General features: G+C 46.8%; 18 protein-coding genes. 15 read left to right on the top strand and 3 right to left on the bottom strand.

All coding sequences use genetic code 11. The features are described 5' to 3' along the window. Nucleotides 1-281: 281 nt before the first annotated feature. On the bottom strand, nt 282-902 hold the full coding sequence (locus RHM67_RS00860) for a class I SAM-dependent methyltransferase (RefSeq protein ID WP_322229642.1): 621 nt from the start codon (nt 900-902) through the stop codon (nt 282-284). Between the two features lie 48 nt (nt 903-950). Here RHM67_RS00860 and RHM67_RS00865 point away from each other — a divergent pair, with 48 nt between their 5' ends. The 3 genes from RHM67_RS00865 (at nt 951) to RHM67_RS00875 (ending at nt 2,578) form a co-directional block, all read left to right on the top strand. Then, a complete protein-coding gene (locus tag RHM67_RS00865) occupies nt 951-1,427 on the top strand; it encodes a rhodanese-like domain-containing protein (RefSeq protein ID WP_322229646.1) in 477 nt (158 codons plus the stop codon). A 336-nt stretch (nt 1,428-1,763) separates the two neighbouring features. Then, a complete protein-coding gene (locus RHM67_RS00870; protein WP_322229648.1) occupies nt 1,764-1,898 on the top strand; it encodes a hypothetical protein in 135 nt (44 codons plus the stop codon). Nucleotides 1,899-2,056: 158 nt separating this feature from the next. Further along, entirely contained in the window at nt 2,057-2,578 is a 522-nt protein-coding gene (locus RHM67_RS00875) for a hypothetical protein (RefSeq protein WP_322229650.1), read from the top strand. A 3-nt stretch (nt 2,579-2,581) separates the two neighbouring features. On the opposite strand, the gene RHM67_RS00880 is transcribed toward RHM67_RS00875, so the two are convergent. Together RHM67_RS00880 and RHM67_RS00885 are read right to left on the bottom strand one after the other, a co-directional pair. Beyond that, nucleotides 2,582-2,737 carry a hypothetical protein gene (locus tag RHM67_RS00880; RefSeq protein ID WP_322229652.1) on the bottom strand — a complete coding sequence of 52 codons (156 nt, stop codon included), beginning with the start codon at nt 2,735-2,737 and terminating at the stop codon, nt 2,582-2,584. A 56-nt stretch (nt 2,738-2,793) separates the two neighbouring features. Further along, the gene (locus RHM67_RS00885; protein WP_322229656.1) at nt 2,794-3,036 is read right to left on the bottom strand and encodes a hypothetical protein; all 243 of its coding nucleotides are present in this window, start codon (nt 3,034-3,036) and stop codon (nt 2,794-2,796) included. Nucleotides 3,037-3,346: 310 nt separating this feature from the next. Between RHM67_RS00885 and RHM67_RS00890 the strand changes: the two genes are divergently transcribed. From RHM67_RS00890 to RHM67_RS00945, 12 genes are all read left to right on the top strand, one after another. After that, nucleotides 3,347-5,581, top strand: a complete 2,235-nt coding sequence (locus RHM67_RS00890; protein ID WP_322229657.1) for a heavy metal translocating P-type ATPase — start codon at nt 3,347-3,349, stop codon at nt 5,579-5,581. Nucleotides 5,582-5,594: 13 nt separating this feature from the next. Further along, entirely contained in the window at nt 5,595-5,807 is a 213-nt protein-coding gene (locus tag RHM67_RS00895) for a hypothetical protein (protein ID WP_322229658.1), read from the top strand. Nucleotides 5,808-5,920: 113 nt separating this feature from the next. After that, nucleotides 5,921-6,394, top strand: a complete 474-nt coding sequence (locus tag RHM67_RS00900; RefSeq protein WP_322229661.1) for a hypothetical protein — start codon at nt 5,921-5,923, stop codon at nt 6,392-6,394. 69 nt (nt 6,395-6,463) lie between these two features. Next, complete coding sequence (locus RHM67_RS00905) at nt 6,464-7,027, top strand: AraC family transcriptional regulator (RefSeq protein WP_322229663.1); 564 nt, start codon at nt 6,464-6,466, stop codon at nt 7,025-7,027. Nucleotides 7,028-7,037: 10 nt separating this feature from the next. Further along, the gene (locus tag RHM67_RS00910) at nt 7,038-8,552 is read left to right on the top strand and encodes a hypothetical protein (protein WP_322229664.1); all 1,515 of its coding nucleotides are present in this window, start codon (nt 7,038-7,040) and stop codon (nt 8,550-8,552) included. An 861-nt stretch (nt 8,553-9,413) separates the two neighbouring features. Beyond that, nucleotides 9,414-9,680: a hypothetical protein gene (locus RHM67_RS00915; protein WP_322229666.1), complete on the top strand. Its 267-nt coding sequence runs from the start codon at nt 9,414-9,416 to the stop codon at nt 9,678-9,680. Continuing rightward, the gene (locus RHM67_RS00920; RefSeq protein WP_322229667.1) at nt 9,677-10,663 is read left to right on the top strand and encodes a type II restriction endonuclease; all 987 of its coding nucleotides are present in this window, start codon (nt 9,677-9,679) and stop codon (nt 10,661-10,663) included. Before RHM67_RS00915 ends, RHM67_RS00920 begins: the two co-directional genes overlap by 4 nt. Nucleotides 10,664-10,735: 72 nt before the next feature. Further along, nucleotides 10,736-11,152 carry a hypothetical protein gene (locus tag RHM67_RS00925; protein WP_322229670.1) on the top strand — a complete coding sequence of 139 codons (417 nt, stop codon included), beginning with the start codon at nt 10,736-10,738 and terminating at the stop codon, nt 11,150-11,152. A 75-nt stretch (nt 11,153-11,227) separates the two neighbouring features. Then, complete coding sequence (locus tag RHM67_RS00930; protein WP_322229672.1) at nt 11,228-11,728, top strand: DUF3347 domain-containing protein; 501 nt, start codon at nt 11,228-11,230, stop codon at nt 11,726-11,728. A 79-nt stretch (nt 11,729-11,807) separates the two neighbouring features. Then, nucleotides 11,808-12,392, top strand: coding sequence for a DUF3347 domain-containing protein (locus RHM67_RS00935; protein WP_322229674.1), 585 nt, complete (start codon nt 11,808-11,810; stop codon nt 12,390-12,392). 3 nt (nt 12,393-12,395) lie between these two features. After that, a complete protein-coding gene (locus tag RHM67_RS00940) occupies nt 12,396-12,851 on the top strand; it encodes a heme-binding domain-containing protein (RefSeq protein ID WP_322229677.1) in 456 nt (151 codons plus the stop codon). Nucleotides 12,852-12,862: 11 nt separating this feature from the next. After that, on the top strand, nt 12,863-15,619 hold the full coding sequence (locus RHM67_RS00945) for a multicopper oxidase domain-containing protein (protein WP_322229679.1): 2,757 nt from the start codon (nt 12,863-12,865) through the stop codon (nt 15,617-15,619). Nucleotides 15,620-15,803 lie beyond the last annotated feature (184 nt).

Consider the following 15,803-nt stretch of genomic DNA (forward strand, 5'->3'; position numbering starts at 1 on the left):
TATTGTAAGCCAATGGGTTAGCAATCGAGTTCGATTGACTATTCCGGGGAAACTTACAACTCCATTCCGTGGCAAACTGATCAGGCAATTTCCCCGGAATAGTCATACTTTTGCTATATCCATCATAAAAGAGCATAAAAAGTCACAATAAAAACTTTTCAACAAAGTTACAGTGTCGCCACATTCTTTCTGAAAAAAGTCTTTAAACTTCTTGTTGGTAAGCATTTTATCGATAAGTTTAAAGATAGATAGTGGCGCATTGATAACGGTCATTTGATACCTTAATTGATGCTTTGCTTTTTAAAGCTGCAGAACAGGAAGTTTTGTTTGGTTTGAAAAGGGGTGATATGGTCTTCATGGATACACCTGATCTTTTCAAAATCTTTTTTCAACTGGCTTTGCAATTGGTCTTCAGTATATTGTTTGATCGGTAATCCGCTGCATTTATCAGGCCCGTTTTCAGAAAAGGTGCCCACCACCATATAGTTATTAATTGATCTGCCTGCAATTTGCAGATAAGCACCAATCTGGCGTTTGCTGGTTAAAAAATGAAATGTTGCCCGGTCGTGCCATAGGTCAAAATGCCTGTCAGTTTTGAACTTGGTAATATCGGAAACCACCCATTTGACCAATTCACTTCGTTCGCCAAGCCTGGCTTTTGCTTTGTTGATCGCCGCTTCAGAAATATCCAACACGGTAATATCCTGAAACCCCTCCTGTATAAGAAAATCCACCAGGTTACTGTCGCCGCCGCCAATATCAATGATACTGGAACTTTTAGATAACCGGAACCCGTGGATAAAATCCAGGGATGTTTGAGGAACAACTTGCGTCCAGCTCACCTGATCCGAAGTTTTATTGGAATAGACATTATCCCAATGTGCTTTTTGATTACCTTTCATGAATAAACAGAATTATATAACATTAAAGGTCATCATAAATTTGCTCAAATGAAAACTAAAACACTTCTAACCCTATGCATCCTGGTAATTGCCGGGTTATGTTCTTCCTCAGCTCAAGCGCAGACGTCCCCGGTAGCTTTACCTTCCGCCCTTAATAATTATCCCTGGACAGACCGTGACCTAATGGCGCCGGCTTTACTCGCCGCAAATATTAAAGAACACCCGGCTGAACTGCCGCTGATCCTTAATATAGGCGCAGTTGAAGACATTAAAGGGGCAAAACATATTGGTGCAGCGGGTAAAACAGAAAATCTAAAAGCACTGAAAGCTATGGTAGCTACACTGCCTAAAAACAGGGACATCGTCATCTATTGCGGGTGTTGCCCTTTCACCAAATGCCCTAACATCAGGCCTGCTTTCCAGGAATTGAAGAAAATGGGATTTACCCATGTTAAATTGTTAAATCTTCCGGTCAACCTGCAAACCAATTGGATCGCTAAAGGATATCCATTAGCGGGAAGCTAATCAAGTCGGCTACCTTTATCTTCGTGATTCAAATGAATAAAGCAGTTCAGTTGGCGTTGCTAAAGGCTTAACTTTCCAAAATTCATATATTAGTAAAATGAGAAGGATAAGTTTTTTTGTACTATCATTTACAATGGTACTAACGTTAAGTTCCCTGTCAGACGAACGGAATTTAATCGGTGAGGGCCAGCAACCACAGGTCAGCATAGACAACAAAGGATTATTCGGGTTATATTCGGATCTGCCGACCAGATATTTTGTGCTGTTTCAACCGATCATGGCGGATCGTTCACCAAGTCCGTACTCGTTGCCAAATTACCCGAAATACACTTGGGTATGGCAAGAGGCCCGCAATTAACCAGCTCAAAAAACTTTTCGGTGATCACCGCTATGGATAAATCCGGGAATATCTACTGGTATCGTCTTGCTCATGCTACCGGCAAATGGAAAAGCAAAGCATGGGACGGGTAAACGATCAGCCGGGGTCAGCCCCCGAGGGATTGATGAGCATTGCCGCTGACGATCAGGATCATTTTTACGCGGCCTGACTCGACATCCGAGCAGCAAAGCAAAACCAGATCTATTTTTCTTCCCTATCGGGTAAAGCACTTAACTGGTCTAAAAACACGATGGTCTATCACTCACCCGACCAGCATGTTTGTGAGTGCTGTAAGCCCAGTATAGCGGTACAGGGTTCTTCGGTCGCTATCATGTTCCGCAACTGGCTGAACGGTTCGCGTGACCTGTATGTAACCCGCTCGTCAAATATGGGGCAAACCTTTGCGGCAGCGCAAAAGATGGGCATGGATACCAGGAAACTGAACGGCTGCCCGATGGATGGCGGGGGCCTGCGAATCAGCCCGGCCAGCGCGGTGCAGACAGTATGGCAGCGGAAAGGCAATATTTACTATGCAGCTCCCGGTGAGCCGGAAACCTACCTGGCGAGGGGAAGAACCTGTAGTATTGCCGGCAGCGGAACGAATCCACTGATCACCTACCAGAACAGCGACACCCTAAACATGATTGCATTCCCTCAAAAAACACCAAGGATGATCGGAACCGGCGGCTATGTGAAAGCTGTGCAGCTAAGCGCAACCGGCAATCTTTTCGTTTGGGAACAGAAGAACCAGATCAGGTTTCGAAAAATGTAAAAACTAAACTTTTCGAAAATAAGCATGGTTATATTGGTTGCCCCACAGGCAGGCGATCTTTTCCGGCTTATCCGCAAAAAATTCATCATAAGCCAGTTTAACGCCGGGGTTAATATCCAGGCCTTCAACGCCGGTGGAGGCATCAAAATAATCCATCATGATACAGACCGAATTTTTCGGCATCCGGGGGTAAATACTTTCGAAACAATGCAGCATTACAGCTTATGCTCCATTTTATCCCCGCCGAAACCGCAGTCGATGTGCACAAAAGCTATTTCCGCGGGCAATTCACCCGGCAGGGTTCTTTTAAAATCCCCTTTATGCACAATCGGCTGCTTTAGCTTTGCCTTGTTAAAGTTGGCTTTTAACTCATCTTCAACGCTGCCCTTAACCTTAAAGGACGCGAAAAAACTGTCGTAAAGGTGCAATTGCTTGTCAGAGGCATTCAGCTCGATCACCTTTTCAAAAATAAGCGCACATTGCCCGGTGAAACACCCTAATTCAACTACGTCACCGGGTACCCCGTTAAAAATGACCTAATCCAGCAAGTGGTAATTATTGATCCGCTGCTCGGGCGTATTCACATCTATATTAGTATCGAGCTGCTGTGTTTAGACATTAGTTTATACTATCAACTAATATTCAATGATAGGAAATTAGTTTTAAAATCCATCGGAAAAAATAATGCGGTATTCTGTAAACTTTTAGCAGAATCCTGTAAAGCCTATGATCCTGCGCAGGGGTAAATTTGTAGGGTAAATAAAAAAGATGGCAGCAGAAACTATTATCACACAGACTTTCCCCGTTACCAGCATGACCTGCGCAGGTTGCGCTTCCAGCGTAGAGTCGATGATCGGCGTACAAAAAGGCGTCGAAAAAGCAGAAGTGAACTTTGCAACGCAAACAGTTAAGGTCGCCTATCACCCGGATATCGTTCAGCCTGAAAGCTTAAAGCAGGCTGTACAATCAATCGGTTATGACCTTATCATCGATACCGTAAACGGAAAAGAAAAGCAGGAACAGGCACAGCGGGATCATTACCTGGAACTGAAAAGAAATATCATCTGGGCCGGTATGCTGACCCTGCCTGTTGTCGCAATCGGTATGTTTTTTATGAACATCCCTTACGCTAATTATATCATGCTGGTATTAACTGCCCCCGTCCTGTTTATCGCCGGCAAAAATTTTTTTACCGGCGCGTGGAAGCAGGCAAAACACAGGCGGGCGAATATGGATACGCTGGTAGCGATGAGTACCGGGATTGCTTTTCTATTCAGCGTTTTCAATACGGTCTACCCGGAGTTCTGGCACCGCAGGGGCCTGCACCCCCATGTTTATTACGAGGCAGCTTCGGTTGTAATCGTATTTATTATGCTGGGGAAACTATTGGAAGACCGTGCGAAATCCAATACTTCTTCCGCAATCAAAAAGCTGATCGGACTACAGCCAAAGACAGTATTGCTGATTACGCAGGAAGGTGAAAAAATTACGCCTGTAGAAGAAGTAAATATCGGCGACTTGCTGCTGGTCCGTCCGGGCGAAAAGATCCCGGTGGATGGCATCGTGGAGCAGGGTAGCTCTTACATCGACGAGAGCATGATCAGCGGCGAAGCCGTCGCGGTAGAAAAAAAGACAGGCGACCGCGTTTTTGCGGGGACGATAAATCAAAAAGGCAGTTTTCGGTTCCGCGCAGAAAAGGTCGGCAGTGAAACCCTGTTAGGGCAGATCATCAGCCTGGTGCAGGAAGCACAGGGCTCTAAAGCGCCGGTACAAAAAATGGTGGATAAGATTGCCGGAGTCTTTGTTCCGGTGGTGATGCTCATCGCCTTACTGACTTTGGGCGCCTGGCTGTTCTTTGGCGGCCAGCAAGCCCTGACACAGGGGCTCCTGGCTATGGTGACCGTATTGGTGATCGCCTGTCCCTGCGCTTTAGGGCTGGCTACACCAACGGCTGTTATGGTGGGGATCGGCAAAGGAGCCGAAAACGGCATCCTGATCAAAGATGCGGAAGCCCTGGAACTGGGCTATAAAGTGAACGCGGTCATTTTTGATAAGACAGGAACGATCACGGAAGGCAAGCCCGTGGTCACCGAGCTGATCTGGGCAAAACAGGCAGCCGGTGAAAAAGAAACTTTAGGGGCGATATTGTTAGCGCTGGAGCAGCAATCGGAACATCCGCTGGCAACTGCGGTGGTCAGCTATTTGAAGGAACAAAAGATGGAGAGCGTATCGTCCAGTTACTTTCACAGTTTGACCGGCCAGGGTATCGAGGGATTGTTCAACGGGCAGCCTTTTTATGCCGGCAACCTGAAACTGGTTGAATCCTGCAAGACCTTTGTTCCGGATGAACTCCGGGTGGCTGCCGATGCGCTTTCGCAAACAGGGAAAACGGTGATTTATTTTGCCTCTCATTTAACCGTATTGGCTATTGCAGCCCTGCAGGACCGGGTGAAAACCAGTTCTGCCAAAGCCATCACAGAGTTGAAGGCTGCAGGGATCGCCGTCTACATGCTCACCGGCGACCATGCATCTACCGCTAAGCAGATCGGGAAAGAGGCAGGGATCAGCGAAATCATCGCGGGCGCCATGCCTGCCGATAAAGCGGAATTTGTAAAGACATTGCAAAGCCGCGGAAAGATCGTGGCAATGGTTGGCGATGGCATTAATGACAGCCAGGCGCTGGCACAGGCGGACCTTTCTATAGCGATGGGCCACGGTTCGGACATTGCCATAGATGTGGCAAAGATAACGCTGGTTTCTTCTGATCTTTTGCAGATACCCAAAGCGCTTAAATTGTCGAGGCTAACCGTGCGTACGATTCGGCAAAACCTGTTCTGGGCGTTTATTTATAACCTGATCGGCATACCGTTAGCTGCCGGTATTTTATACCCGGTGAACGGCTTCCTGCTCAACCCGATGATCGCGGGGGCGGCGATGGCGCTAAGCTCTGTGTCGGTTGTCAGTAACAGCCTGCGTCTTAAATATTCAAAAATTAATTTTTAATAGAAATAAACAAATGGAAACTTTAAAATTCAAGACCACTATCAAATGCGGTGGGTGCATAGCAGGTGTTACCCCTGTCCTTAATGATATAGAAGGAATAGAAAAATGGGAAGTGGATACTGTGAACCCCGATAAAATCCTTACGGTAACGGCAGTAGCAGCATTGAAGCCGGATACAGTGATCACCGCACTGGCAGCCAAAGGCTACCGTGCGGAGGCCATATAGCTAAATCCGCTATGGATAAGTTCCCCGGACCGGTAGCTTCGGGGGACTTATATGATTATCAGTAAAATAAGCTAAATTTAAACAATTGTAACATTCTTGTGTAGTATTTAATAATGAGAAAATTAGGTGCTTTTAGCCTGGCTGCGTTTTACCTGTTGTTAACAACAGATATGTTCGTATGCCTGGTGCATTGTAGTGCCGAATATATGCTAGGAAAGCCCACACAGGCGATGGCCGCCCATAAAGACGATGATTATGATGGCCACGACCCTGGAGCGATGCTCCCTGCCGGACATGATGATGATAATGACAAGGGAAAAGCACACGATCATCAAAAACCCTGCGGAGAAGGAAAAGATTGCAGATGCTGTAATCAGCATGATAATTACGTCGTTAAGGAAAATACCTCCGGATCGGCTGAACTTCAGCTGACCGCGTTACAGGTTGCTATAATCCCCTTACCATACCATGCGCTGGCACCGGTGCACGGCATATACCAGGCCAAAGTATCATGGCTTAATGCGACGGGACCGCCGCGCGCTGCCGAACAGCCATTATTTATTAAATTCCGCTCTCTTCTGATCTGATTCAAGCTTTGCTGCAATTTTGCGGCCTGAAGTACTATTGCCTTCACTTTATTTTAGCTTGAATTAAATATGACACTATATATCAAAAATATGGTTTGCGACCGCTGCATTATGGTCGTTAAACAACAACTGGAAAACTCAGGTTTCCGTATTATTTCGATAACGCTGGGTAGCGCCGTTGTCCAGCCCGAGCCTGATGCTATTCAGTTAAGTTCTATTTCTTCCTCCCTGAAGCTACTTGGCTTTGAGCTGATCGATAATGAAAAGGACCGCGTTGTACAGCGTATTAAGGACCTGATCATTGAAAAAATACATCACACTGACCTTGCGGATAGCCACCTCAGTTTTTCAGATTACCTTTCCGACCGGGTGCATAAGGATTACACTTATCTCAGCCGGATGTTCTCGGAATCGGAAGATACGACCATTGAGAAGTTCATTATTCAGCAAAAGATAGAAAAGGTCAAAGAGCTGCTGGAATACGGCGAGCTCAATATGAATGAGATTGCGTGGAAGATGGGCTACAGCAGCAGCGCCCATCTGTCAGCTCAATTCAAAACGATAACAGGTTTAACACCGAGCCGATTCAAAGCATCTGAACACGGACAGCGTAAAGCCATTGATAAAATTTAACAGCCATCCTATGAAAAACTTACTCATAACTGCCATGGTGTTGCTGTGGCTACCTGCCATAGTGCAGGCCCAGACCATGAATATGGGCGACACAACGAAGACCAAAAAAAGCAAAAAAATGAACATGCCGATGAAGCATACCGAAATGAAGGGCATGAAAATGGCGGATACCACCAAAAAGGCTAAAGCCTCGAAAATGAGTATGCCCATGAAGCCTGGCCAGATGAAAGGCATGAAGATGCAGGGTATGCATAAAGATTCGTCTATGTCAGGCATGGATATGGGCGGGATGCAGATGGATGGTATGTCCATCAAAATGATGAGCAATTCGCAGTCGCTGAACCTGCCTATGACCAGGGACGGATCGGGAACTAGCTGGCTGCCGGATGCCTCACCCATGTACGGTATTATGCTCAACAGCGGCAAGTGGAGTTACATGCTGCATGGCAACGTTGCGCTACGTTATACCAAACAGGACCTGGGGGATAAAGGCAGCCGTGGTGGGGGAAAGTTCGATGCCCCCAATTGGTTTATGGGTATGGCACAGCGAAAAATTGGCACAAACGGCTTGTTGCACTTCAACCTGATGATGTCGCTTGACCGGCTGACGGAGGGTGGTGGCGGTTACCCGTTACTGTTCCAGACCGGAGAAAGCTGGAAAGGTTCCCCGCTGATCGATCACCAGCACCCGCATGATCTTTTCTCAGAATTATCTGCCAGTTATGCCTACGCTTTTTCGAAAAAGACGGATCTGAGCATTTATGTGGGCTATCCCGGTGAACCGGCATTAGGACCGGTGGCGTTCATGCACCGTCCATCGGCCATGTCCAATCCCGATGCACCGATCAGTCACCATTGGTCCGATGCTACTCATATCACCTTTGGGGTGGCCACGGTCGGCTTCCGGTTCTATGATTTTAAGATCGAAGCCTCCTCTTTTACAGGCAGGGAGCCTAACGAGAACCGTTTTAATTTTGATAAGCCAAGATTTGATTCCTGGAGCGGGCGATTAAATTATAACCCTTCGGCGAACTGGGCCTTACAGGTTTCCCACGGCTTCATCAAGAGCCCGGAAGATCTGCACCCGGAGGAAAATGTTTACCGCACAACGGCGTCCGCCACTTACAGTATGCCTTTCGGGGATGAAAAAACGTTCAATGCGACAGCGCTATGGGGGTTAAATAAAACGCCTGAGCAGCAGGGTAATCATTCCGCCTTGCTGGAGGGTGATGTGCGTATGAGAAAAATCGCAGTCTACGCCCGTTATGAATTTGTGCAGAAAACCACCGAAGAATTGGTGCTGAATCCCCTGGCGTACGGCGATAACACCATTTTCCCCATAAATGCGATCAGCCTGGGGCTCACTTATGACCTGGCAAAACTTGGCCCGCTGAACCTTGCTGCCGGAGGGCAGCTGACCTACTATGCCGCCGACAGCAAACTGAACAGCCTGTACGGCAAAAACCCCATGGGCGGACAGGTTTTCCTGCGCCTGTATCCGCGCATGATGAAAATGAAAATGTAAAAACCTATTGTAAACCATTAAAACGATCAATTATGTCACATCAATAATTTAAAGACTGTATAGCGGCCTGCCTGGCCTGTGCAGTCGCCTGCAACCATTGTGCAACTTCGTGCCTCAGTGAAAAGGATGTAAAAATGATGGCCAGATGTATCGGTCTCGACCTCGAATGCGCAGCGGTCTGCCGCTCTGCTGCCGAACTCATGAGCCTGGGAAGCGACTACAGTGCGCGGCTTTGCCGGATCTGTGCCGATGCATGCAAGGCCTGTGCAGAAGAATGCGGAAAGCATGACATGGCGCACTGCCAGGAATGCGCAGCGGCTTGCCGGGAGTGCGCTTCGGCTTGTGAAGCGATGGCGACAGCCGCCTGATTTCAACAGGCACCTGACGCCAAAGACGCCCAGGTTCCTGTTAGCAGGTTTAAAAACATGATTTGATCAAAAAAATTTAAAAATTCGGACAGGCCTTCGATTAATGATCTTTTGACGATAACTTCCACGAATGGCATTGCGATGGTAAAACCTTCGCAGAAGCAGAAATAGTCCAGATTGTTAAAATCACTCAGGATAATATAAAGGAATGGCTGGACCAGGGCGATATTCCCCTTATCCTTGCAGAATAACACTTGGAAATCATATAACTGAATTATACCTGAGCGATGAACGAATATCGTGTCGATAGTAAATACCTGCATTGATATTTTGCCAGGGTACTTATATGCGGCGGGAACAGCTAATGATGGTATGAGAAGAAAAACGCCCCCAGATTTATAAGGCCTGGGATATTTTGATCAGATTAATATAGTTTGTTTTAACTTATTTAAATTAGGGATTCCGTTACATGCGGGCAGCCCATTTAAAACATATGAATGAACATTTACAATCTATAATCAGCCAATACAAAAACGACAGGGAATCGGTTTATAATACCTGGTTCATTAATAATGAAGAGCGATTGAAGGCCTTTCGTTCGATCCGGCGGGGTGTCCTGCAGGTTATCGACGACATCAAGAGCAAACTTTTTGGCAACGACTTCAAAGGAACCTCACTGAAATTTGTGCTTTCCTGTATTACGGAACAGAAACAGGTTTTTGAAGGTGCTTCGCACCCTTTTACTGGAAACCTAAATTGAGAATACCAGACATTCATGAGAACCAGGCGAATAAAATAGTGTTCGGACAGTTCCTTGAAAACTGCATCCATGCCAAAAACGAGCAGCAGGTGGTCAACGAAATTGAAAAACCGGATGCGCTGAAGATCAAGGGCCTTGGCCCTGCTGTAGCCAGTATCCTGTATTTTCTGCACCCTACCTGGATACCGCCGTTTAACACGGCGATCATTAACGGGTTTAATTACCTGTTCAAGGATAAAAAGAAATTGGGGAGCTGGAGCGAATATCTGAAGATCAGGAAAGTTATTATGGATATGAACCGGAAGCACTCCAATGAGTTGTCGCCAGATACCGGTGCTTTTGCCAGGCTGCTTTTTGAGATCGGGACGCAGAAACTGCTTTTGGGCAAAGACGAGTACCTGTCGGAGACGGAGCGGAGCCGGCTGGAAAAACTCATCGAAAAGCGGCATAAGAACAAACGTACGGAAATGGCGGATGAGCATCTTCATAATGAAATGCAATATCACCTGTTGAAGATCGGGCATGCACTGGGCTACGATGTCATCGCGGCATCAAACGACCGTTCTAAAAGCTGGGATGGAAATAAGTTCAGCTTTATTTCGCTGGCTGACTTTCCGCAACTCGCCCTTGAAAAAGAAGTGCTGAACACTGTCAAACTGATCGACGTACTTTGGTTTCAAAAAGGCACATCAAAAGTGACCGCTGCCTTTGAAGTGGAAAAAACCACCAGTATCTATTCTGGCATCCTGCGTTTAACGGACCTGAGCTGCAGCCTGAATAATAAGGAGGAAGTGCTCTATCTCGTCGTTCCTGATCAGCGGGAGAAAGATGTGCTCATGCAGCTTTCCAGGCCATCGATCCGGCAGGGAAATATGGAAATGAAATATATCTGTTTTTCGGACCTGCGGCAGCATTGCGACGCGCTTTTCAAATTTGGCGACGATCATGCGATCATGCAAAAGATAGCAAGAGTAGCGGTTTGATCAATTTACATCAAAATATAAGAATATGACGGAATTATATAAATCCGTCGCCTTACTAATTTTTAAATTTGTATGGAAATGAAATGTAAAGCACTGATATTGTTATTTGTATTCCTGCTCAACACGGTCGCCGGGTTCAGCTGTGCCTTACATATGGCGCATCAGGAACATAATGAGGTGAAAGGACATCACGGGCACCAGCACGCCATCGAATCTGCGGTTCACCAACATACTGCAAACAAGATCATCCTGTCACCAAACGACCCCTGCTGCCAGGGTGCCGTCAATAACTTTATTTCGCAGGCTAAACAAATTCCGGCCAGCAATACCACCGTGCTTATACCACCCTTTTTCTTTATCAGTCATCCTATTGATTTTTTTCTGAATCCGGTAACTGATGTGTGCTTAACCCAACTCAAAGTTACGGATGAGCGGCGACGGCCCCCTGACACGGATATCCGGGTTTCCATACAAAGTTTCCTGATCTGATTAGAATAGTCTGAATCTATCGTGGCTACGCCATGCCTTTATAGTATACTATGTCAATAATCAATTTAAAAGATCATGAAAAAAATATTTTTAATGGCCGCGCTGATCGCGACCGCGTTTACCCAACAACTTTTCGCTCAAGGTGCCAAATCAACCGCACTTAGCCCGCTGCTGACTTCCTATTATAGCGTGAAAAATGCACTCATTGCTTCCGCAAGTCCTGAGGCGGCTACCGGCTCAGCTGAATTTGTGAAATTATTGAGCGCAGTGGACATGAAATCACTCCCGGTAGCTGATATGGAAGCGTTTATGTCCTTACAGGAAAAATTGTCGGCCGATGCCGGGCATATTGCTGAAAGCAAGGATATCGCCGTTCAAAGGGAGCAATTTGCCAATTTATCCGCCAACTTTTTCAAACTGGTTAAGGCCGTTAAACAGACCGATCAGGCTGTTTACTATGACTACTGCCCGATGAAAAAGAGTTACTGGCTATCTGCTGATGCCCAAATCAAAAACCCATATTATGGCAACCAGATGCTTACCTGCGGCAAAGTGAGCGAAACCCTGAACAAATAATCAACGGGAGTAATGAACACCGTGCTAAATGAATTTACTTCGTTTAGCACGGCTATTATGTTACCATAGAAATTACATCATGAAAAATCTGATCATCGTCGTTGCTTTTGCTGCAACTTCATTAACCATAGCAGCCTGCAATAATTCAAATAAGCCTGCTGCATCAAGCACAACTGACACTAATAAAATGGCCTCCGCAACCGGAAAACAGGCAGCTCAAACAGCACCCGCTTCAGCAGTAAAAGGTATTCTGGACAATTACCTGCAATTAAAGAATGCGCTCGCCGCTGATAACAGCGAGGATGCTGCCACCGCCGGGAAAGCAATCGCGGCGGGCTTCGCTAAATTTGACCAATCCGCGCTGACAATAACTCAAAAGAAGTCTTTTGCCGACATTCAAGGGGATGCTAAAGAAATGGCCGAACATATCGGCGAAAGCGCCGGGAAGTTACCCCACCAGCGGGAGCATTTCGAGATGCTGAGCCAGGATATGGTCGATCTTGTTAAACTATTCGGCGCGGGACAACCCTTATACGTTGATCATTGCCCGATGTATAACAATAACAAAGGGGCTGACTGGCTAAGCGAAACCAAAGCGATCAAAAACCCCTACCTGGGTACTAAAATGCCAACCTGCGGGTCTGTTAAAGAAGAACTCAAATAAGCCATGAAACAGATGTTCAAACGTTTGCCCGGTGTAGCGCTACTTTTGTTCATCGCTATACAGTTCATCCCCCGTGGCTATAACGAAGCAGGCAATACGGCTGTCCATGATATCGCCGGCGTTTATCATATACCTGCCGGTGTCGGGCTGATCCTGAAAAGATCCTGTTATGATTGCCATAGCAATCAAACGATATACCCCTGGTATGCCAGGCTACAGCCGGTAAGGTTGTTGATGGATCAGCATGTGCGGGATGGAAGGGTTGAATTAAACTTTAATGCGTTCGGAACTTATAGCGCCCGAAAACAAAGGAGCAAATTGCGGGCGATAGGTGAAAGCCTGGACGAGGGTTCCATGCCTTTGTCTTCCTACACGCTGCTTCACCGGGACGCGATCCTTTCCAGGGCGGAACAGCTATTATTAATGAACTGGGTTAAACAAACATCGGATAGCCTGTAGAAAAAATAAAGATGAAGAAAATACTGATCATAGCGCTGCTGCTTTGCCTCAGGCAGGTAGTATTTGCACAAAACGATATGCAAAATATGAGCGGGATGCAAAAACAGCAGCCCATTACCTATACCTGCCCGATGCACCCGGACATCCATGCTGCGAAACGGGGCAATTGCCCGAAATGCGGCATGAAACTGATCAGGGAAAAGCCGAAAGCTGCCGCTAAAAAAGCTGCCAAAGTGGACATGCCCTTAAAGGAAAAGAACACGAAATTGGATGGCATGGCAATGGGAAGAAAACCGGCAGTGCTGGCCGGGACCTACACCTGCCCGATGCATCCGGACATCCATTCCGCGCAACCGGGTAATTGCCCTAAATGCGGGATGAAACTGGTTAAAGAACCATCAAAATCCATGGAAATGCCGGACGGTATGAATATGCCGGTGGCTGATAGCACAAAAAAGAACGGACAAATGACCGGCATGAAAATGGACGGTATGGATATGCCTGCGGGGTCGGTCGAAATTCAAGCCGCGAAAGACCGCCTGGGGTTTATCAAAACAGTCGCAGCCAAATATCCTCCGCGTACCGTGCGTTATGACCTCTATATCGCCGATACATCCGTGACTTACGGGGGAAAGCCTAAGCGGGCCATTGCCGTTAACGGGAGCATCCCGATGCCGACGCTGACCTTTACCGAAGGAGATACGGCAGAGATCTATGTACATAACAGACTTAAAGAGGAAACCTCGCTGCACTGGCACGGACTTTTCCTGCCGAACCGTTATGACGGTGTTCCCAATATGACGCAGATGCCGATCCCGCCCGGGGCGACGCACCTGTATAAATTCCCCATCAAACAGCATGGTACCCACTGGTACCATAGCCACACGGGCTTACAGGAGCAGATTGGGATGTACGGCGCTTTTATCATGAATAAACGTCAGGAATGGGATATACCAACCATCCCGCTGGTGTTAAGTGACTGGACCAATATGAACCCCAAAGAGGTATCTCGCAGTCTCCATGCCGCAACTGATTGGTTTGCCATCAAAAAAGGCACCACACAAAGTTATCTGGAGGCCATTCAAACCGGGCATTTTAAAACCAAGGTAGGCAATGAATGGAAGCGGATGAATGCAATGGATGTGAGCGACGTTTACTATGACAAGTTTCTGATCAATGGTGAAAATCAAAACGAACAGCCTCATTTTAAGGCAGGCGATAAGGTGCGGCTGCGGATCGCCAATGGCGGCGCGTCTTCTTATTTCTGGCTGAAGTACGCTGGCGGTAAAATGACCGTGGTAGCAACGGATGGTAACGATGTGGAACCCGTTGAAGTGGACCGACTGATCATAGCTGTTTCCGAAACTTATGATGTGGTGGTGACCATCCCGGAGAACAAAAGTTACGAGTTCCTGGTCACCCCTGAGGACCGCACCAAATCCGCATCGCTTTGGCTGGGTAAAGGGGAAAAGGTTTATGCGGGCAAAATGCCCAAGCTGAAGTATTTCGCCGGGATGAAAATGATGAATGACATGATGGATATGAACGGCAATATGGTGCAAATGGACGGAATGGCCATGCAAAACCAGATCATGGACATGAATACGGTTATGTACCCGGAAATCACCGGTGAGGAAAAGCCCAAAACTGATGACAAAAAAAGCAGTATGCCGGGTATGCAGATGGGGAATGATAAAAGCATGTCAGGCATGAACATGGCGGCGGATAATCCTGATATCGTCACCCTTAATTATACGATGCTCCGTGATCCAAATAAAACTACTTTACCTAAAGGTCCGATGAGGGAATTAAAATTTGATCTGACCGGGAACATGAACAGGTATGTCTGGACATTGGATAATAAAACCGTATCCGAATCAGATAAGATCCTGATCAAAAAAGGCGAGAACCTCCGTATCATTTTATATAATAACAGCATGATGCGGCACCCGATGCACCTGCATGGACACGACTTCCGGGTGCTGAACGGGCAGGATGAAAACGCCCCTATGAAAAATGTGATCGACATTATGCCTATGGAAAGGGACACTATAGAATTCGCCGCTAATGAGCAGGGCGGCGACTGGTTCTTTCACTGCCACATACTTTATCACATGATGAGCGGTATGGGCCGTGTGTTCAGCTATGAAAACTCTCCACCCAATCCGGACGTTCCTGATCCGAAACTGGCGCAACGAAAGTTATTCTGGGACGACCAGATGCCCCACCTGATGGGCAAAGTCGGCCTGGAAAGCAACGGTACTGACGGGCAATTAATGCTGGGTGGTACCCGCTGGAAAGCGACTACGATGTGGCACCTGGGCACGGGCGCGATGATGGGTTATGAAAGTGAAACAACGGTGGGCCGTTATATTGGGCGAAACCAATGGCTGTTCCCTTATGTGGGCTTTGATTACCACTACAAAAAGTTTAACCCTGATGAAAAGAATATTTTTGGCAGCGATTACAAGAACCTTTTCGGCCAGGTCAGTAATAAGGAAAACCGGCACACGGTGGTTGCGGGTATAGCGTATACGCTACCTATGCTATTTGTGGCTGATATGCGGATCGACGGCAATGGTAAACTGCGCTTCCAGTTGGGACGAGAAGATATCCCGATAGCGCAGAGGCTGCGCATGACGCTCATTATCAACACCGACAAGGAGTACACAGCAGGTTTGCGGTATATCATCACCAAATACTTTTCATTGTCCACCCATTATGATAGTGACATGGGGTTAGGAGGTGGTCTGACACTAACCTATTAAATTTGATAACCGGCCAATAATAATATGACACACATCATTCGACCTTTTATTAGGAATTAACAGATTTGTTTGGTTATTCCATTTTAGGTTTAATCATTAAACTAAAGATCATGGTGTACTATGGAAATTTTGGAGGAATGCATCTGATATGGTGGTTCGTTTAGATGATCATGCTATTCTGGAT

The sequence above is a fragment of the Mucilaginibacter sp. 5C4 genome, from assembly GCF_034345625.1.
Classification (GTDB): domain Bacteria; phylum Bacteroidota; class Bacteroidia; order Sphingobacteriales; family Sphingobacteriaceae; genus Mucilaginibacter; species Mucilaginibacter aurantiaciroseus.

Coding starts and splice junctions, on each gene's coding strand:
- RHM67_RS00880 (WP_322229652.1), bottom strand. CDS start 2,737: ATGATGGATTATTTTGATGCCTCCACCGGCGTTGAAGGCCTGGATATT.
- RHM67_RS00870 (WP_322229648.1), top strand. CDS start 1,764: ATGGCAAGAGGCCCGCAATTAACCAGCTCAAAAAACTTTTCGGTGATC.
- RHM67_RS00865 (WP_322229646.1), top strand. CDS start 951: ATGAAAACTAAAACACTTCTAACCCTATGCATCCTGGTAATTGCCGGG.
- RHM67_RS00875 (WP_322229650.1), top strand. CDS start 2,057: ATGGTCTATCACTCACCCGACCAGCATGTTTGTGAGTGCTGTAAGCCC.
- RHM67_RS00910 (WP_322229664.1), top strand. CDS start 7,038: ATGAAAAACTTACTCATAACTGCCATGGTGTTGCTGTGGCTACCTGCC.
- RHM67_RS00860 (WP_322229642.1), bottom strand. CDS start 902: ATGAAAGGTAATCAAAAAGCACATTGGGATAATGTCTATTCCAATAAA.
- RHM67_RS00905 (WP_322229663.1), top strand. CDS start 6,464: ATGACACTATATATCAAAAATATGGTTTGCGACCGCTGCATTATGGTC.
- RHM67_RS00895 (WP_322229658.1), top strand. CDS start 5,595: ATGGAAACTTTAAAATTCAAGACCACTATCAAATGCGGTGGGTGCATA.
- RHM67_RS00935 (WP_322229674.1), top strand. CDS start 11,808: ATGAAAAATCTGATCATCGTCGTTGCTTTTGCTGCAACTTCATTAACC.
- RHM67_RS00925 (WP_322229670.1), top strand. CDS start 10,736: ATGGAAATGAAATGTAAAGCACTGATATTGTTATTTGTATTCCTGCTC.
- RHM67_RS00930 (WP_322229672.1), top strand. CDS start 11,228: ATGAAAAAAATATTTTTAATGGCCGCGCTGATCGCGACCGCGTTTACC.
- RHM67_RS00945 (WP_322229679.1), top strand. CDS start 12,863: ATGAAGAAAATACTGATCATAGCGCTGCTGCTTTGCCTCAGGCAGGTA.
- RHM67_RS00915 (WP_322229666.1), top strand. CDS start 9,414: ATGAATGAACATTTACAATCTATAATCAGCCAATACAAAAACGACAGG.
- RHM67_RS00890 (WP_322229657.1), top strand. CDS start 3,347: ATGGCAGCAGAAACTATTATCACACAGACTTTCCCCGTTACCAGCATG.
- RHM67_RS00900 (WP_322229661.1), top strand. CDS start 5,921: ATGAGAAAATTAGGTGCTTTTAGCCTGGCTGCGTTTTACCTGTTGTTA.
- RHM67_RS00940 (WP_322229677.1), top strand. CDS start 12,396: ATGAAACAGATGTTCAAACGTTTGCCCGGTGTAGCGCTACTTTTGTTC.